Genomic DNA, 16895 nt, shown 5'->3' with positions numbered 1-16895 from the left:
CGCATCAGAGCTTGGAAATGCGTTCCAGCTCGGCCTTGAACAGGGTCACGAGGGCCGGGTCATAGGCGGCGGAGAACTTGTCGTACACGGGCCGCACGGCGGCGCGCATCTTGGCCAGTTCAGCGGGCGCGATGTCGTTGTAGACCATGCCCTTGGCGGTCAGTTCGCCGAGCGCCTTGCCGGAGACTTCGCGGCTGGTCGTGCGCTGCCAGTTCGTGGCTTCGGTGGCGGCGTCCTGCAGCAGCTTCTGTTCGGCCGGCGACAGGCGGTCCCAGAAGCGCTTGCTGATCTGGACCGGATTGGTCCCGTACACGTGGTTGGTGCCGCTGACGAACTTCTGCACCTCGTAGAACTTGCTCGACGCGATCACCGCAAACGGGTTCTCCTGGCCGTCCACGGCCTTGTTCTCGAGGGCGCCGTAAAGCTCGGCGAACGGCATCGGCAGCGGATTCGCGTTGAAGGCCTTGAAGGTTTCCAGGAACACCGGGTTGGGGATCACGCGCAGCTTCAGCCCTTCGAGGTCGGACCCCTTCGTGATCGGGCGCTTGCTGTTGGTGACATTGCGGAAGCCCAGGTCGAAGAAGCCCAGCACCACCACGCCCTTCTCCGGCAGCTTCGCCGAGAGTGCCTTGCCGAGCGGGCCATCGACCATCGCGTCGGCCTGCCTGGCATTGGCGAACAGGAAGGGGAAGTCCAGCATGCCGAATTCCTTCACGATGCCGTTCAGCGACGTGGTGGATGCGACCAGCATTTCCTGCACGCCGCCCTGCAGCGCGGCCTGCTGCTGCAGTTCGTTGCCCAGCTGCGAGGCGGGAAACTCCTGCACCTTGATCTTGCCGCCGCTCTTGGCCGCGACGATTTCGGCGAACTTCCGCACGCCCAGGCTGGTCGGGTGGTCCGGGTTGTTCAGGTGGCCGAACTTGATCGTGCGTTCCTGGATGTCCTGCGCGCCCACGCCGAAGGCGAGAGCGAGGAGGGCGGTGGCCACAAGGCTGCGTCGTGCGAATCGCATGGGGATGTCTCCGAAGGAAAGTCCGGCCACGGCAGCCGGGATGGGGCATGATAGGGATGCTCCCAGAACCCCATTCCAGACCGGAATCCTGTTTCGCAATGATGAATCCTCCGGCGGCGGCCGGCACGGTGGACCGCGTGCTCCGCATCCTCGAAACGCTGGCCGGCGCGCCCGAGGGCATGCCGCTCGCGGCGCTCGCCGACGAACTTGCGCTGCCCCGCAGCGCCTGCCATCGCCTGCTGGCCGACCTGGTGCGCTGCGGCTATGCGCAGCAACTGCGCGCGCAGGGGGACTACGCGCTCACCACCAAGCTGGCGGCCGTGGGACTGGGTTTCCTCGGCTCCGCGGGCATCGTCGACATCGCGCAGCCGATCATCGATCGCGTGGCGGCGGCCTCCGGCGAGCTCGTGCGCCTGGCGCTTGTGGACGGCGACCGCCTGACCTTCGTCGCCAAGTCACAGGGCGCGCGCTCGGGGCTGCGCTACGACGCCGACATGGGCATCGACGTGCGCCTCTCGTGCAGCGCGGGCGGCCACGCCTGGCTGATGACCCTGTCGGAGGAGCGCGCGACGGAGCTCGTGGCGAAGCAGGGGTTCGGCGACGCGAAAACCTTCGGGCCGAAGGCGCCGGTCTCGTTCCGGGCCCTGATTGCGATCCTGGAGCAGGACCGCCAGCGCGGCTTCAGCATGATCAGCGAGATGTATGCGCCCGGCATGACCGCGATGGCGGCGCCCGTGCTGCGCCGCGGCCGCGAGGCCATCGCGGTGATCACGATCGCGGGGCCGATGCAGCGGCTCACGGAAGCACGGATGCTGGAACTCGGGCCGTCCCTGGTGGCCGCCGCCGCCGAACTGGCGATGGCGAGCGCCACGTCGCCGCTGTTCGCGAGCGCGCGGCAGCGCTGAAGCGGTTCAGCGCTCGCGCTGCCGCCTGAGCAGCCGGGCCACGCGCTCCGCCCCGCCTTCCACCTGGTCGGCGATGTTCAGGCGGGCGTGCCGGTAGGCATCCAGCACGGCCAGCATGTCGTCGGCCACGGCCGGCGCCGGCACTCGCAGCGCGGCGATCGGCAGGGGCTGGCCATTCCAGACGGCTGCGAGGAACGGCACGACGTGCTGGCCGGCCCGCGAGTGCGGCTCCTCCTCGGCCAGCCGCAGCAGCCGCGCGAAAGCATCCAGGCCGCGTTCGGTGGCCGCGTGCGCATCCACCTCTTGCGACAGCAGTCGCGCGCGTTCCAGCAGCGTGCCTTCGTGGTCGATGCGCGAGCGGTCGGCCCGGCCAACGACGACCTGCACCCGGTTGATCTGCGCCAGGCGGGCCTGGTGGCGGCGTTCACGGTCGGTCTGCGACAGCATCGGGGATCCCCCTCGGGTGGCGCGGCAGCGCGTCGGCTCCTTTGTAGAACGGCCGAGCTGCAGCGGGGCAGCGGGCAATCCCTCATACGCCGGGCGCGCGCCGCGAGGTGGCGGGGTTGCCCGCTACCGTGCGAGCTGTGGCGCGAGCGGCGTGGGCCGCAAGCGCGCCGGGGAACGTCCTTCGTCGCGCGATGGCCTGGCGGCGGTTTGGGCCGCATCGTGGTCCTTGCGCAGCCGGAAGCGCCCGATCAGCTGCAGCAAGGTGGCGGCCTGCTGCTTCATGCTCTCGGTGGCCGCCGCCGCCTCTTCGACCAGGGAGGCGTTCTGCTGCACGGCGTGGTCCATCTGCGACACGGCGCTGTTCACCTGTTCGATGCCGGCACTCTGCTCCTGGCAGGCCATGGCCACCTCGCCCAGCAAGCCGGACACGCGGCTGACCGAGTCCACGATTTCCTGCATGGTGCTGCCGGCGGCCGCGACCCGCCTGGCGCCCGTCTCCACCTTGCTGGCCGAATCGGCGATCAGGCCCTTGATCTCCCGCGCCGCCGCCGCGCTGCGTTGGGCGAGACTGCGCACTTCGGCGGCGACGACCGCGAAGCCGCGGCCTTCGGCTCCCGCGCGGGCCGCCTCGACCGCCGCGTTCAGCGCCAGGATGTTGGTCTGGAAAGCGATGCCGTCGATCACGCCGACGATCTCATGGATGCGCGCGGAGGAGGCACTGATGTCGTCCATGGTGGCCACCACCTCGCCCACGGCCTGGCCGCCCTTGCGCGCCACCTCGCTGGCGCCCACCGCGAGCTGGCTCGCGCTGCGGGCCCGCTGCGCGTTCTCCACCACGGTCGCGGTCAACTGCTCGATGTGGCTGGACGTCTCCTCCAGCGTGCCCGCCTGCTGCTCGGTGCGTTGCGACAGGTCGGCGTTGCCGTGCGCGATCTGGCTGGTGCTGTCGGCGACGCCGCCGGCGCAAGCGGCCACCTCGGCCATCAGCGCCTGCAGGTTCTGCGCCATCAGCTGCATCGCATAGAGGATGCTGCGCCGGTCGTCCGCGCGCAGCAGCACTTCGACCGTGAGGTCGCCCGCGGCGACGCGCGCCGCGATGTCGCGCGCGTAGGCCGGCTCGCCACCCAGGTCGCGCAGCAGGTTGCGCACCAGCCACCAGCCGAACGTGATGGCGACGCCGCACGCCACGGCAACGAGCAGCGCCAGTTGCAGCAGGGCGGCGGCCGTGTCGCCCGCCGCCTGGGCGCGCATCGCGGCGCCTTGCTGGCGCGCGTGCCGCTGCGCCAATCGCACGATCTCCTCGATCTTGTCTTCCAGCGGCCGGCTCTTGCCGCGCACGGCCCGGTCGACCGCCTGGGCGCTGGCGGGCGAAGAGGGGTCGAACTGGCGCAGGGCCCGCGAGTAGTTTTCGACGATGCCCTCGTGCAGCTTCGTGGCGTCATCGACCAGGGCCAGGGGCAGCCGCAGCGCCTGGAACGCCGCGCGCGTGCCAGCGAGCTCGGCCGTGACTTCGTCCGAGCGCTTGCGGAACGCGGTCGAGTAGCGTTCCAGGTCCTTGGTGTCCTGCCCGCGCAACAGGATGTTCTTGAATTCCTGCACCTGGTTCTGCGAGGCCACTTGCGCGCGGCGTGCCGAGTCCACCGCGGCCAGGAGTTCGGCGGATTGCTGGAGGCTGCTCGCCGTGCCGGACTGGGCGGATCGAAGCGACAGAAGGCCCACGCCGCCGATCGCCAGCGCGATGGCCACCACGAACGCGACGAACAGGGCCAGCCGGGTGGAAAGTTTCAGGTCGCGCACTGGGAGCCTTTGCTTGGAACAACAACGCGGATGCTGCGCTGTCGGACGCGATGTTTCAAGCTGTAACGGTTGAGTGAAAACCCCAATGTGCCCCACCCGGCGCGCAGGCACCGCCGCGCTGGCGCTTACCAGAGCGCCGAGTCGCGCAGGCTCTCGATCGCTTCGCGCTCGCGGCGCAGCCAGCGGCGCCGTGCCCACTCGAGCAACGGGACGGCCAAGGCCGCCACGAGCAGCAGCTCGCTGGTCCGGAAGTCGCGGCCCAGCAGGAAGGGTGCGAGCGCCCAGAGCGCCAGCGCAAGCATCGCCGAAACGACGGGCGTGAGAAGCGGGGAGGGGCGGACGGATCTGAAAACCACGGGCCCATTCTGCACAAGGTGCCGTTTCAGGCCTGTGAACTATTGCGGTTCGCGCACACGCCGCGCGGGCATTCGTCACGAAGTGCCCACACGCCGTGCGGACATTCGTCACGAAGTCGCACCGGGACCGTCGTTTCTTGCTGACTCGTGGGGCCGGGGTCTCACTCCGCCGTGATCCCGTTCTGCTTGATCAGCGCGCCGTACCTGGCCAGCTGCGCCCGCGTGGCGGCGGCCAGTTCCTCGGGCGAGGAGCCGCGCGGCGTCAGGCCCTGCGCATAGAGCTTCTCTTTCACGCCGGGGTCGGCCAACGCCTTCTGCACGGCGGCGGCGAGCGCTTGCACGATGGGCCGGGGCGTGCCGGCGGGCGCCATCAGCGTGAACCACGAGTTGAACTCGAACCCGGCCAGCCCCGACTCGGACACCGTCGGCACCTCCGGGAACTGCGGCATGCGTCGCGCGGTCGTCACACCGACCAGGCGCAGCTTGCCCGCCTTGACGAGCGAATTGACGGTGGCGATGCCCTGGAAAGCGGCCTGCACCTCGTTGCCCGCCACGCCCATCGCGGCCTGGGTCGCTCCTTTGTACGGCACGTGCGTCATCTGCACGCCGGACTGCGACGCGAACAGTGCCATCGCGATGTGCTGCGGGCTGCCGTTGCCGCCCGAGCCGTAGTTCACCTTCCCGGGGGCCTGCTTCGCCGTGGCGATGAGGTCAGCCGCGGTGCGCTGCGGCGCCTCGGCGTTGACGACCAGGCCCCATTCGACCGTGGCGACGAGGGACACGGGTTCGAAATCCTTCAGGATGTCCCAGGGCATGCGCGCCTGGAGGTGCGGCACCATGGTCATGATGCTGTCGTTGAAGCCGCCGAACGTGTAGCCGTCGGGCGCCGCCTTGGCGACGTTGCCCGCCCCGATGAGGCCGGCGGCGCCGGCCTGGTTCTCGATCACGAACGACTGCCCGAGGTCCTGCGAAAGCTTCTCGGCGACGATCCGCGCGGCGTTGTCGACCGCGCTGCCGGCCGCCAGGGGCACGATGATCTTCACCGGCTTCGCCGGCCAGGCCTGGGCCTCGGCCACGAGCGGGAGGGCGAGAGCCAGCGCCGACAGCGCGGCGAGCAGGGTGGAACGGCGGGGCGGTCGCATGGAAGTCTCCTTCGGTGTTCGTTCAGTGTTCGCTCAGTGGTGGCAGGCCGAGCTCGCCGGCCAGCTTGTCGAGCTGGGCGCGCAGCGCGTCCGGCAATGCCAGGCCATCGCGCTCATTGGCGATGCGGCGCTCGTGGCTCTGTTCGCCCGGCAACCAGATGCGGTCCACGCCCGGCATGCGTTCGCTGCCGCGCATGTCGCGGATCACCTGGTCCACGCGGGCCTTGAAGGCGGCGACGTCGCCGAACGCGGCGGGGTCGATCACCAGGATGGCCTGCCCGGTGTTGGTGGTGGTCGCGTCGTCCTTGTTGAAGTCGATGGTGTCACGCCCCATCGCCGCGCCGTTCAGGGTGCCGGCGAGCAGGCCCACGATCAGTGCCAGGCCATACCCCTTGTAGCCGCCGATGGGCAGCAGGAAGCCTTCGTCCGCGCGCTTGGGGTCGGTCAGCGGCTGGCCCAGGCGGTCGATCATCCAGCCGATCGGCATCTCTTCGCCGCGCTGCGCCTTGGCCTTGACCTTGCCGTAGGCCGTCACCGTGGTCGCCATGTCCAGGACCACGGGAGGTTCCTCGCCGGCTGGTACCGCCACCGCGACCGGGTTGGTCGACAGCAGCATGTCGAGACCGCCCCAGGGCGGCAGGTGATTGGCGTTGCCGACCGCGAAATAGAGGCCCAGCATGTCGTGGGCGAGCGGCATGCGCGCATAGATCGAAGCCGGGCCGGCATGGTTGGAGTGGTGCGCGCCGACCCAGGCCACGCCGCATTGGCGCGCCTTCTCGATGGCGAGTTCCGCGGCTCTCTTCATCACCAGGTGGCCGAAGCCGTTGTCGCCGTCCAGCAGCGCCATGCCCGGGCGGTCCTGCACCACGCGGATGTCGGGCCGCAAGTTGTAGCCGCCCGCACGGATGCGCCGCGCGTAGGGTGCCAGCCGGATCGCGCCGTGGCCGTCCGAGCCTTGCGTCTCCGCCTCCGTCATCAGCTGCGCCACGGTCGTGGCGTCGGATTCCGGCAGGCCCAGTTGGCGCAGCGCGGCCGCCATGAAGCGGTTCAACTGCGCAGGCGGGATGCGAGGGTCAGGCATGCGATGCGACTTCCTGCTTGAGGGCGAGCACGGCGCAGTCGGGGCTGCTCAGCACCGGCGCGTCCAGGGTGGCCTGCACGGGATCCCGCGCTGCGGCCATCGAGAATTGCGCCAGCAGGACCACGTCGCATGCCCGCAGCGCCTGCGCGGCATCCGCGACCTTGCGATCGTGCTCGCCGGCACGTCCCTGGGCCAGGTCATTCATGGCTTCGGGGACGAAGGCACTGCGCACGTCCACCTCGATGCCGCGGCCGGCGGCCATGGCCTGCAATTCCGCCGCCATCGAAGTGATGGAAGGCTGGAAGGTCGCGAGCAGCCCGACGCGCAGCGCGCCACGGCCCCGCGCCATCGCCAATGCCTGCCGGAACATGGCCTCGTTGGGCTTCAGGGTGGGCAGGCCGGTGGCGCTCCCGGCGGCCTCGATCGCCGCGCCGAAGGCGGAACATGTGTAGAGGATGCCGGAGCAGCCGGTGTCCCTGGCGTAGCAGGCCAGGTCGATGAAGCGTTGCACCATCGCCGGCGTCAATGCGCCGGCGGCCGCGTGATCGACGGAGAGGCTGTCGTCCAGCAAATTCATGCGCACGGCCTCGGGCCAATGGCGCTCGAAGGCGTCCCGCACCGGCTGCACGGCCAGCGCCGTGGCATGGATCAGGGCGACGCGGGGAACGGCGGGAGGCATGAGACCGGCGATGTTAGCGTGCAAACGGAATGCGGGTAAGCTCGCAGCCGCCGTGCAGCCATCCCCGGACCTCGACGCCGTCGCCGCAACGCCTCCCGCGGGCAACTGGAGCGTGCTGCTGGTCACGCTCGCGATCCAGGCGCTGGTGTCGATGGCCGTGCTGGCCGTGCCCGCCATGGGCCCCGCCTTCGCGCAGGCCATGGGGGCGCCGCCCGCGCTGCTGGGCGCCTACATCGGGGTTGTCTACCTGGGGGCGATGGCCGCGAGCCTGGCCGCCGCGCCGCTGGTGCTGCGCTTCGGGGCGCTGCGCACCAGCCAGGCGGCGCTGGTGCTCTGTGCGCTCGGCATGGCCTTGCCGGCGCTATGGCCTTCACTGCCCGCCGCGGCCGTCGGTGCATTCCTCACCGGGTTGGGATATGGGCCGGTGACGCCGGCCAGTTCCCACCTGCTGGCGCGCACCACGCCCCCGCACCGCGCGTCACTGGTGTTCTCGATCAAGCAGACCGGTGTCCCGCTGGGCGGCGTCCTGGCCGGTGTGTTCGTGCCCGGCCTGGCGCTGGCGGGCGGGGCGCCATCGGCGCTGCTCACGGTGGCCGGGGCGGCGCTGGCCTGCGCGCTGGTGGCCCAGCCTTTTCGGGCAGCGCTCGACGGCGACCGTGATCCCGGTCAACCCCTGCGGATGGGCAGCGTGACGCGCGGCCTGCGCCTGGTGGCCGCGGAGCCGGCGCTGAAGCGGCTGGCGCTGGTGTCGTTCGTCTTTTCCATCGCGCAGATGAGCTTCTCGACCTATCTCGTGACTTACCTGACGGCGTCGCTGGGTTACACCCTGGTGGCCGCCGGCGTGCTGCTCTCGGCCGCGCAGGCTGGTGGCGTGGCTGGCCGCATCGCATGGGGCTGGGTCGCGGACCGGTGGCTGGGGGCCTATCGGATGCTGGCCTGGCTGGCGGGAGCCATGGCATTGTGCGCGGCCGGAACGGCGGTCTTGCAGGCGGGCGCACCGCAGGCGCTGACTGTGTTTCTGCTGATGGCTTTCGGCGCCTCGGCCATCGGCTGGAACGGTGTGTACCTGGCCGAGGTCGCGCGCTGTTCACCACCCGGGCAGGCGAGCGCCGCCACCGGCGGGACGCTCGCGGTCACCTTCTTCGGGGTGGTGCTCGGTCCCATGCTGTTCGGCGTGGTGTCCGGTGCGTTCGACAGCTACCGGGCCGGCTTCGCGGCCCTCGCGCTGCCCACGGCCGCCTGCGCGTGGGTGCTGTGGCGGGTGGCGGCGCGCGGCCGCCAGCCTGCCTGATGGCTTGCGTTCAGTTCGACGCGAAGCAGTAGAAGCGCCCCGCGCCGCCGGTGCGGACCAGCGCCTCCTGCGAGCAGCCGGCCGACTGGTGCGAGAAGCTCCACGCCTTCGCCCAGGCGTCGGCGTTGGGCCCGATGCGGTCGTGGTGGCCGACGATGGCGGAACCGTCGGTGCTGCTGGTCCACGACTTGCAAGTCGTGTCGGTTTGCGGCGCGAACGCGGTGCCGTCGGAGCGGGTGCCGGTCAGCATGTCGTGTTCGTTCGGCGTGTCGCCGCGGCCCTTGACGACGTTGCCGCGCTCGTCGAGCGCCGTTTCCTTGCTGATGTTGTTGCCGTTGTGCAGGTGGTCCAGGTCGCGCGCGATCAGCATGCCCTTGGCGTTGTACCAGGGGCCGTTGCCGATGCGGTCGCGCGCGTGCACGGCAGCGACACCCGGGTTGTTGGCCGAGGGCAGCGTCGGGGGCGTGCTCAGGTAGGCGCGCCAGGTCTTGCCGCCCGTGCCCGCGGCGGTGGCGAGCCGCTGGCAGATCGCGTCCGCGCCCGCGAGGCCGCCGAGGTCGGCACCCTTGCCGCTGCCGGCGCTGGTGATGAAGAAGCTCGGCGAGCCGCCGCTGGTGGGGGTGAAGATCGCGCAGCTGCTGAGGAGGGCGACGGCCGCGGCGGCGGCGATGAGGGTTCGGGCGTGGCGCATGGCAGGGTCCTTTTTCGTCTTGTTGGGGGAGCGATGCGATGGATTACGCCGCAGACGGCCGCCAACTGGCACGAGGGTGTTCCCTAGCTTTTGGTTGGCATGCCACCGTTCCTCAATCCGGGCCCCAGGCCGCGATGAGGATCAGCGCCGCCGCGGCCATGCCCACGGCGGACGCCCAGGCCCACAGCGCCACGAACGAGGCCGGATCCGCGAGCTGCCGGATCATCGGCGGGCCTCGAAGATCAGGTTGAAGGGCGTCGCGGCTGCCTGGCGGAAGTGGCTGAAGCCCGCCTTGCGGAACACGTCCGCCAGCCGCGCCGGCCCGGCCTGCGCGCCCAGCACCATCTTGCCCCCCTCGCTGATGGCGTGGGCACAGCAGATCAGGGTGGAACCTGTGTAGTACAGCTGGCCGACGGTGCCGGCGTTGTCTTCCACCCGGTCGTTGGCGAAGGGTTCCACCAGCATCACCGTACCGCCCGGCGCGAGCACGCTCGCCGCGTGGCGGGCTGCGGCGACCGGGTCGCCCAGGTCGTGCAGCACGTCGAAGAAGCAGATGAGGCCGTAGCGCTTGTCCGGGTAGTCCGTGGCCCGCGCGAGATCGAAGCGCACCTGGTGGCTCACGCCCGCCTCGTCCGCGAGGCGCCGCGCTTCGACGATCGATGCCGCGTGCGTGTCGAAGCCGTGGAAGCGAGAATGGGGGAAGGCCTGGGCCATCAGCAGCGTGGAGTGGCCATGGCCGCAACCGATGTCGGCCACGTCGATGCCGGCTTCGAGCTGGCCCACGACGCCCTGCAGTGCCGGCAGCCATTGCGGCACCAGGCTCGCCTTGTAGCCGTTGCGGTAGAACGCGGCGATGCCGCAGGCCATGCGTTCGTGGTGCTCGCCCCAGGCCACGCCACGGCCCGTGCGGAAGGCCTCGAGCGCCTTGGGCTCGTCGAACCACATGGAGGCCGGCACGTTCCAGGCGTGCGGGATGTAGGCGGGGCTGTCTTCGTCGGCCAGCACCATGGCCTGCTCCGGCGACAGTTCGTAGGTGTCGCTGACCGGGTGATAGCCCAGGTAGCCGGCAGCCGCTTGCGCGTTGAGCCATTCCCGCACGTAACGCTCGGCACAGCCCGCGCGGCCGGCAACTTCCTTGGCGCTCAACGGACCGGCGCCGGCGAGCGCCTTGTACAGCCCCAGCTTGGTGCCCAGGCTGACCATCACGCCAACATAGCCCGCGGCGATGTCGGTGATCGTGCGCATGGAGAAGGCCTGCAGCTTCTCCATGTCGATGGCGGGGGGAGCGGTGGTGGATGCGTCCATGATCGGGTCCTTGAAGGCGTTGTTGCGATGACTGGATCATTCCTGGGGGCGGTGCCCGCGCACAGAGCCGGAATCACCCGGGACCGGTCGTTTCGTGCCACTCCGGGCGTCCCGCCGGCCGCTATGCTTGGGGTCCAAGCACCATGGCCCGACCCGAACTCCCCGCCGAATCCACGCCGCTGCACGTGAGCCTCATCGCGGTGCCCGAGGCCGCGGTCTCCACGCTCGCCGGCATCTTCGACGTGCTCAACGCGCCCGCGTTGATGGGCCTGGTCGGTCCCGGTGCGCCGGCGCCCTTCCGGGTGGAAGTGGTCGGCGAAAAGAAGGGCATGCAGCCGCTCGCGGGCGGCGTCCCGTTCGAAGTGAAGCGGTCGTTCGACGAGATCGCTTCGACCGACATCGTCATCGTGCCGTCGGTGGTGCTCGGCCCCGGCGGCTGGCAGCGCGGGCGCTATCCGCGGCTGCTCGACTGGGTGCGGCGCATGCATGCCAGCGGCGCCATGCTGTGCTCGGCCTGCTCGGGCATCTTCCTGCTCGCCGAAACGGGGCTGTTCGATGGCAAGGACGCCACGGTGCACTTCTGGTACGCCGCGGCGTTCAAGGACCTTTACCCGGAGGTGGTGATCCATCCGGAGCGGGTGCTCGTGATCTCGGGCCTGCGCCAGGAACTGGTCTGTTCCGGCGCCTCGACCACCTGGCACGACCTGGTCCTCTATCTCACGGCGCGGCACGCCGGCGCCACCACGGCCCAGGAGGTGGCGCGCCTGTTCGCGCTGCAATGGCACCAGGACGGCCTGGCGCCCTTCATCGTGTTCGAAGGCAAGAGCGACCATGGGGACGGCGAGATCCAGAGTGCGCAGCAGTGGCTGGGCAGCCATTTCGGCGTGGCGAATCCGGTGGATGAAATGATCAAGCGCTCCGCGCTGGCCGAGCGCACCTTCAAGCGGCGGTTCACCGCCGCCACGGGGCTGAGTCCCATCGACTACGTGCAGCGCCTGCGGATCGAGGACGCCAAGCGGCGCCTCGAGCGCACCGAGGCGCCGGTCGACGAGATCAGCTGGCGCGTCGGCTATGAAGACCCGGCGTTCTTCCGGCGGCTGTTCAAGCGCACGACGGGAATGGCGCCCGGCGCCTACCGCAAGCGTTTCCGCATTCCGGACTTTGCGCGGGGCCAAGCGGCCGGTCCGGACGGCCGAGCCTCGGCTTGATGCATCATTGGCGCAGGAGATCCACATGCAACTCACCGACCCCGACGATTCCTCCGCCGCCGCCACCGCGGAGCCACGCAACGCCTTTCTGGAAGAAAAGGCCTTCAAGTCCCGCACCGTCCTGCTCTTCGGTGCCATTTCCGACAGCAGCGCCGGCGACATCGCGCGCCGGCTGATCGCGCTGGACGCCGATTCGAACGCCCCCATCGACATGATCGTCAGCTCGCCGGGCGGCCACCTCGAATCGGGCGACGCGATCCACGACCTCATCCGCTTCATCGCCGCGCCGGTCAACATGATCGGCACCGGCTGGGTCGGCAGCGCCGCCACGCACCTGTACCTCTCGGTGCCGAAGGAGCGCCGGTTCTGCACGCCGAACACGCGTTTCCTCATCCACCAGCCGTCCGGTGGCGCCGGCGGCCAGGCGACCGACATCGCCATCCACGCGCAGGAAATCATCAAGGCGCGCGAACGGATCGCCCGCACCATTTCGCGCGAGACGGGAAAGTCGCTCGAGAAGGTGCTGGAGGACATCGAGCGCGACCGCTGGATGTCCGCGGCCGAGGCCATCGAATACGGCCTGGTCGGGCGCATCATCGACCGCAAGACCGAGCTGAAGCGCTAGGTTGCCCTGAAAAACGATGGAGACCGCATGAGAACAATGATTGCCGCCGCTGGACTCATGCTTTCCCTGCTGCTGGGAAGTTTCGCGGCGCCCGCCGCGGCCTATGAAAGGGATTCGAACCGGCCAGGCAGCGATTACCGCAACTTCGAGCTGCGCCGGGCCGACCCGCAGGCCTGCCAGGCCGAATGCGACGGCGACAAGCGCTGCGATGCCTGGACCTACGTGAAGCCGGGCGTCCAGGGCGCCCGGGCGCGCTGCTGGCTCAAGGATAGCGTGCCGCGCCGCCGCAACGACGAGTGTTGCGTGTCGGGCCTGCGCTCCGACGATGCCGATCGTGGTGGTCGCCGCGGGCGGGACGACGACCGCACTGAGCGGCGTGGACGCGACGACGACCGCCCGGAGCGCCGCGGACGCGACGACGATTCCAACCGGCGCGGCAACGATTCGCGCGATGGCGACCGGCCGCGCGCCGCTGCGCCGGTGCCCCCGCGCCAGGCGCCGGCCGCGCCGGTGAGTCCCGGTGCCGGCACGAACCTGCCGGGCGGCGACTACCGGAACTTCGACCTGACCGGCACCGAGCCGCAGGAGTGCCGGGCGGCCTGCGACGCCGACGGCCGCTGCAAGTCCTGGACCTTCGTGCGCCCGGGGTTCCAGAACGAGCATGCGCGCTGCTGGCTCAAGAGCACTGTTCCTGCGGCCGTCCGCGATGCCTGTTGCACGGCGGGGGTGAAGGGGCGGTAGTCAGGAGGTTGGCGAGTGGACAGCCGGAGTCACACCAATCCGGGACAATCCGTCTCATGCAACTCACAGGCTCCACCAACTTCCGCCCCGTCTCCGGCCTGCGCCCCCGCACCCTCTACCGCTCCGACCACCTCGGCGCACTCAACGCCGACGACGCGCGCCAGATCCAGGCGCTGGGCATCCAGCGCGTGCTCGACTTCCGCGGGGTCGACGAACGCGAATCCGCGGTCTGCGCCCTGCCGGACGTGACCGTGCATTCGCTGCCCATCGAACCCACCGTCGTGCAGGCTCTGAACTCGCTGGTGGCGGCGGGCCAGACGCTGACCAAGGAGGTCGTCGCGCACCACATGCGCGAGACCTACCGCGGCTTCGTGCGCGAGAACACGCATCGCTTCGCCGAGTTCTTCGGCCACCTGCTCGAGTCCGGCGAGCCCACGGTGTTTCACTGCACCGCCGGCAAGGATCGCACCGGCTTCGCGGCCGCCCTCGTGCTGCATGCGCTCGGGGCACCGGACGACGAGGTGATGCATGACTACCTGCTCACGAACGAGCGCCTGGCCATGCCCTCTGTTTCGCGCTACGGCCTGCCCGGCGAAGTGATGGCGGTGCTGTGGCGGGTGCAGCCGGATTTCCTGCAGGCGGCTTTCGACGAGGCGGCTGCTGCGCATGGTTCGGTCGATGGCTACCTGCGCGAAGCACTTGGTGTGGGCGACCCGCAGCGCGAGCACCTGCGCGGGCTTTACCTCGCCTGAGGGCTGACCCGCGCCAACCGCGTTGGCTGATCCCGCCCCGCGCCGCATTCCTACGCCACGCGCTGCGCGCCGACTACAGGTCGCGCTGGCTCGTGGGGCAACACTCCGATGCAACAGCAGGCCACCAGGCTTGCAGGCACACAAGGAGTCAGGCGATGCCCAACCAGGAAGAATCCCGCGACGGGGTGCCCCGCAAGGACCAGGATCGCCCCTCGCCCGACGTCGGGCGGGCCGGACGCGAAGCCGAAACCGCTTCCGCGAACGACTATCGTGGTGATGGCCCCGGAAAGATCGGCCTCACCAGCGACGAGCAGCCCGATCTCGTCTCGCCTTCCGGCGTCAACGAGCGGGACCATGGCGCGGCCGAAGACAAGCCGATGGCCGGCGGCGCGTTGAACTTCGACGATGACGACATGGTGCATCCGCGCGGCAAGATCACGGGCGCCGGGCGCACCTGGGACGACAAGAACCCGAGCGACGCCGGGGACCTGGGCCCGCCGGGGGCCGGCCTCTCGGACCGCAACGGGCCCAGCGATCCCGACAACAAAAAGACGCGCTGAAGCCGCGCCACAGGGAGGACGACAACATGGTCTACGCCATCTTCACAGCTTCGGTGGTGGCCGCCATCGGCGCGGTGTATGCCTGTGCCGTCGGCTGGCTCTGGTTCCGGCAGGAGCGGCTGTTGTTCGAGCCCGATCTGCTGGCGCACGACGAGCCGATCTGCGCCGACCCGGACACGCGGGAATTCTTCATCGAAGTTCCAGGTGCCCGGCTGTCCGTCGCGCAGCTCCGCAACGAGAAATCACGCGGCGTCTTCTTCTTCCTGCACGGCAATTCAGGCAACCTGAAGAAGTGGTTCGTCGAACTGGACGCCTTCCGCAAGGCCAACTTCGATGTCGTGATGTTCGACTACCGCGGCTTCGGCAAGAGCTCCGGCCAGATCGAGAGCGAGGAGCAGTTGCACGCCGACGTGAAAGCCGTGTGGGAACATTTCGCCGGCATGTACGAGGGCAAGCGTGTGGTGATCGCCGGCCAGTCGCTCGGTACCGGGCTGGCTGCGGGCCTGTCCGCGCAGTTGAGCGCCGCCGGCCGGACGCCCGACCTGACCATGCTGGTCTCTCCCTACAGCAGCATGCGGGCGCTCGCCGCGGAACTCTATCCGTGGGTGCCGCTGCAGGTGCTGCGCTATCCGCTGCACACGCTGGAGCACGCGGCCAAGCTGTTGGGCCCGGTGATGCTGATTCACGGCGACAAGGACGAACTCATCCCGATCCGCCACAGCGAGGAGCTCTGCACGGCCATGGGCAAGGGCAAGTGCAAGCCGCAACTGCTGCGGGTGACGGGCGCGGGCCACAGCGACGTACACCTGTTCCCGACCGTGCGCAAGGCGCTGGCGTCGGCCCTCGGCCGGCTCTGAGGCAAGTTCAGGCGGCGCGGCGCAGGACGCCGAACGCGGCATTCCCCCACACCGGCTGAGCTTGCCATCCCCAACAATGGGGCGATGGAATTTGCGCTCTGGGCCGTGATCGTCGGCTTGCTGATGGTCTCGATGGCACTTGCCACGACCGTGCTGAAGCGCCTGCCGCTTTCGACTGCCATGCTGTACCTGCTGGTCGGGATGGCCGTCAGCCCCTGGGGCGCCGGCCTCATGGCCGCCAGGCCGCTCGACCACATGACCATCCTCGAGCGCCTGGCCGAGGTGGTGGTGCTCATCTCGCTGTTCACGGCGGGCCTGAAATTGAGCACGGGGCTCAAGGAGCGGCGCTGGGCGCTGCCCGTGCGCCTGGCAACGGTCTCCATGGTGGTGACCATCGGCCTCATCACCAGCGTCGCCTGGATGTTCCTCGACCTTCCGCTGGGCGCCTGCGTCCTGCTGGGCGCCATCCTCGCGCCGACCGACCCGGTGCTGGCGTCGGAAGTGCAACTGAAGGAGCCGGGCGACCAGGACAAGCTGCGGTTCGCACTCACGGGGGAGGGCGGCCTCAACGACGGCACGGCGTTCCCGTTCGTCATGCTGGGCCTGGGCCTGCTCGGCCTGCACGAACTGGGCCCGTATGGTGTCCGCTGGATGCTGGTCGATGTTCTCTGGGCCACCGCGGGCGGCCTGGGCATCGGCTGGCTGCTGGGCCTGGCCACCGGCCGCCTGGTGCTGTACCTCCGGCGCGAGCACAAGGAAGCGATCGGCCTCGATGACTTTCTTGCGCTGGGCCTGATCGCGTTGTCGTATGGGTGCGCGCTGCTGGCCCACGCCTACGGCTTTCTCGCCGTCTTCGCGGCGGGCGTGGCATTGCGGCGCCTGGTGGAGAACCAGAGTGCCGGGCCCGCCTCGGCGCGCCAGGTGGAAAAAGCGCTGAGCAACCCGGACCGCAGCGTCGCGGAGAACATGGCTGCCGACCCGAAGCATGCCCCGGCCTTCATGGCGCAGGCCGTGCTGGGCTTCAACGAACAGCTGGAGCGCATCGGCGAGGTGGCGATCGTCGTCACCATCGGTGCGCTGCTCTGGGCGGTCGACTGGCATGCCAGCGCCTGGTGGTTCGTGCCGCTGCTGCTGCTGGTGGTCCGGCCGCTGTCCGTCGCGGTGGGCCTGGCGGGTGGCGCAGCATCGTCGGGCCAGCGCTGGCTGACGGGCTGGTTCGGGATCCGAGGTGTCGGCTCCGTCTACTACCTCATGTACGCGGCCAACCATGGCCTGGACCCCGCGCTCGCCCAGACGCTGACTGCCTTGACGCTGTCGGTGGTGGTGACGTCCATCGTGGTCCACGGCATTTCCGTCACGCCCATGATGGCGGCGTACGAGCGGGCGGTGGCACGGTCGCGCAAGCGCTGAAAGGCGCAATTCCTACAGGGCTGTCGCCGCGGTGCT

At 69.8% G+C, this 16895-nt stretch carries 18 protein-coding genes; 9 read left to right on the top strand and 9 right to left on the bottom strand.

The genetic code is table 11. From position 1 onward, the window contains the following. Positions 1-4: 4 nt before the first annotated feature. Positions 5-1012 (bottom strand): TRAP transporter substrate-binding protein, encoded by a 1008-nt coding sequence (locus FN976_RS22700; protein ID WP_145895357.1) that lies wholly within the window; start codon positions 1010-1012, stop codon positions 5-7. A 98-nt stretch (positions 1013-1110) separates the two neighbouring features. Between FN976_RS22700 and FN976_RS22695 the strand changes: the two genes are divergently transcribed. Further along, complete coding sequence (locus FN976_RS22695; RefSeq protein ID WP_255440740.1) at positions 1111-1917, top strand: IclR family transcriptional regulator; 807 nt, start codon at positions 1111-1113, stop codon at positions 1915-1917. 6 nt (positions 1918-1923) lie between these two features. On the opposite strand, the gene FN976_RS22690 is transcribed toward FN976_RS22695, so the two are convergent. The 6 genes from FN976_RS22690 to FN976_RS22665 form a co-directional block, all read right to left on the bottom strand. Next, positions 1924-2364, bottom strand: a complete 441-nt coding sequence (locus FN976_RS22690) for a DUF7673 family protein (RefSeq protein WP_145895356.1) — start codon at positions 2362-2364, stop codon at positions 1924-1926. A 123-nt stretch (positions 2365-2487) separates the two neighbouring features. Then, positions 2488-4161, bottom strand: coding sequence for a methyl-accepting chemotaxis protein (locus FN976_RS29660; RefSeq protein WP_284699200.1), 1674 nt, complete (start codon positions 4159-4161; stop codon positions 2488-2490). A 125-nt stretch (positions 4162-4286) separates the two neighbouring features. Then, positions 4287-4517: a hypothetical protein gene (locus FN976_RS22680; protein WP_145895355.1), complete on the bottom strand. Its 231-nt coding sequence runs from the start codon at positions 4515-4517 to the stop codon at positions 4287-4289. A 161-nt stretch (positions 4518-4678) separates the two neighbouring features. Continuing rightward, on the bottom strand, positions 4679-5659 hold the full coding sequence (locus FN976_RS22675; RefSeq protein ID WP_145895354.1) for a Bug family tripartite tricarboxylate transporter substrate binding protein: 981 nt from the start codon (positions 5657-5659) through the stop codon (positions 4679-4681). A gap of 22 nt (positions 5660-5681) precedes the next feature. Then, on the bottom strand, positions 5682-6740 hold the full coding sequence (locus FN976_RS22670; RefSeq protein WP_145895353.1) for an Ldh family oxidoreductase: 1059 nt from the start codon (positions 6738-6740) through the stop codon (positions 5682-5684). Continuing rightward, positions 6733-7419 (bottom strand): aspartate/glutamate racemase family protein, encoded by a 687-nt coding sequence (locus FN976_RS22665; RefSeq protein ID WP_145895352.1) that lies wholly within the window; start codon positions 7417-7419, stop codon positions 6733-6735. Before FN976_RS22665 ends, FN976_RS22670 begins: the two co-directional genes overlap by 8 nt. Positions 7420-7471: 52 nt before the next feature. On the opposite strand from FN976_RS22665, the gene FN976_RS22660 reads away from it, so the two are divergent. Continuing rightward, positions 7472-8710, top strand: a complete 1239-nt coding sequence (locus tag FN976_RS22660; RefSeq protein ID WP_255440737.1) for an MFS transporter — start codon at positions 7472-7474, stop codon at positions 8708-8710. A 10-nt stretch (positions 8711-8720) separates the two neighbouring features. On the opposite strand, the gene FN976_RS22655 is transcribed toward FN976_RS22660, so the two are convergent. Next, on the bottom strand, positions 8721-9401 hold the full coding sequence (locus FN976_RS22655; protein WP_145895350.1) for a hypothetical protein: 681 nt from the start codon (positions 9399-9401) through the stop codon (positions 8721-8723). A gap of 222 nt (positions 9402-9623) precedes the next feature. Next, the gene (locus FN976_RS22650; protein ID WP_145895349.1) at positions 9624-10706 is read right to left on the bottom strand and encodes a class I SAM-dependent methyltransferase; all 1083 of its coding nucleotides are present in this window, start codon (positions 10704-10706) and stop codon (positions 9624-9626) included. A 143-nt stretch (positions 10707-10849) separates the two neighbouring features. Here FN976_RS22650 and FN976_RS22645 point away from each other — a divergent pair, with 143 nt between their 5' ends. The 7 genes from FN976_RS22645 (at position 10850) to FN976_RS22615 (ending at position 16859) form a co-directional block, all read left to right on the top strand. Further along, positions 10850-11914, top strand: coding sequence for a GlxA family transcriptional regulator (locus FN976_RS22645; RefSeq protein WP_145895348.1), 1065 nt, complete (start codon positions 10850-10852; stop codon positions 11912-11914). Positions 11915-11939: 25 nt separating this feature from the next. Next, positions 11940-12539: an ATP-dependent Clp protease proteolytic subunit gene (locus tag FN976_RS22640; protein WP_145895347.1), complete on the top strand. Its 600-nt coding sequence runs from the start codon at positions 11940-11942 to the stop codon at positions 12537-12539. A gap of 27 nt (positions 12540-12566) precedes the next feature. After that, on the top strand, positions 12567-13280 hold the full coding sequence (locus tag FN976_RS22635) for a PAN domain-containing protein (RefSeq protein WP_145895346.1): 714 nt from the start codon (positions 12567-12569) through the stop codon (positions 13278-13280). Positions 13281-13336: 56 nt separating this feature from the next. Beyond that, positions 13337-14032, top strand: coding sequence for a tyrosine-protein phosphatase (locus FN976_RS22630; RefSeq protein WP_145895345.1), 696 nt, complete (start codon positions 13337-13339; stop codon positions 14030-14032). A gap of 155 nt (positions 14033-14187) precedes the next feature. After that, on the top strand, positions 14188-14592 hold the full coding sequence (locus FN976_RS22625) for a hypothetical protein (protein WP_145895344.1): 405 nt from the start codon (positions 14188-14190) through the stop codon (positions 14590-14592). Positions 14593-14618: 26 nt separating this feature from the next. Next, positions 14619-15449, top strand: coding sequence for an alpha/beta hydrolase (locus FN976_RS22620; protein ID WP_145895343.1), 831 nt, complete (start codon positions 14619-14621; stop codon positions 15447-15449). An 84-nt stretch (positions 15450-15533) separates the two neighbouring features. After that, positions 15534-16859 carry a cation:proton antiporter gene (locus tag FN976_RS22615; RefSeq protein WP_145895342.1) on the top strand — a complete coding sequence of 442 codons (1326 nt, stop codon included), beginning with the start codon at positions 15534-15536 and terminating at the stop codon, positions 16857-16859. Positions 16860-16895: the final 36 nt, after the last annotated feature.

Origin of the sequence: Caenimonas sedimenti, from assembly GCF_007833165.1 — a bacterium.
GTDB classification, from domain to species: Bacteria; Pseudomonadota; Gammaproteobacteria; order Burkholderiales; family Burkholderiaceae_C; genus Ramlibacter; species Ramlibacter sedimenti.
The sequence above is the reverse complement of the archived record's forward strand: the minus strand, read 5'-3'. Positions and strand labels throughout refer to the sequence as shown.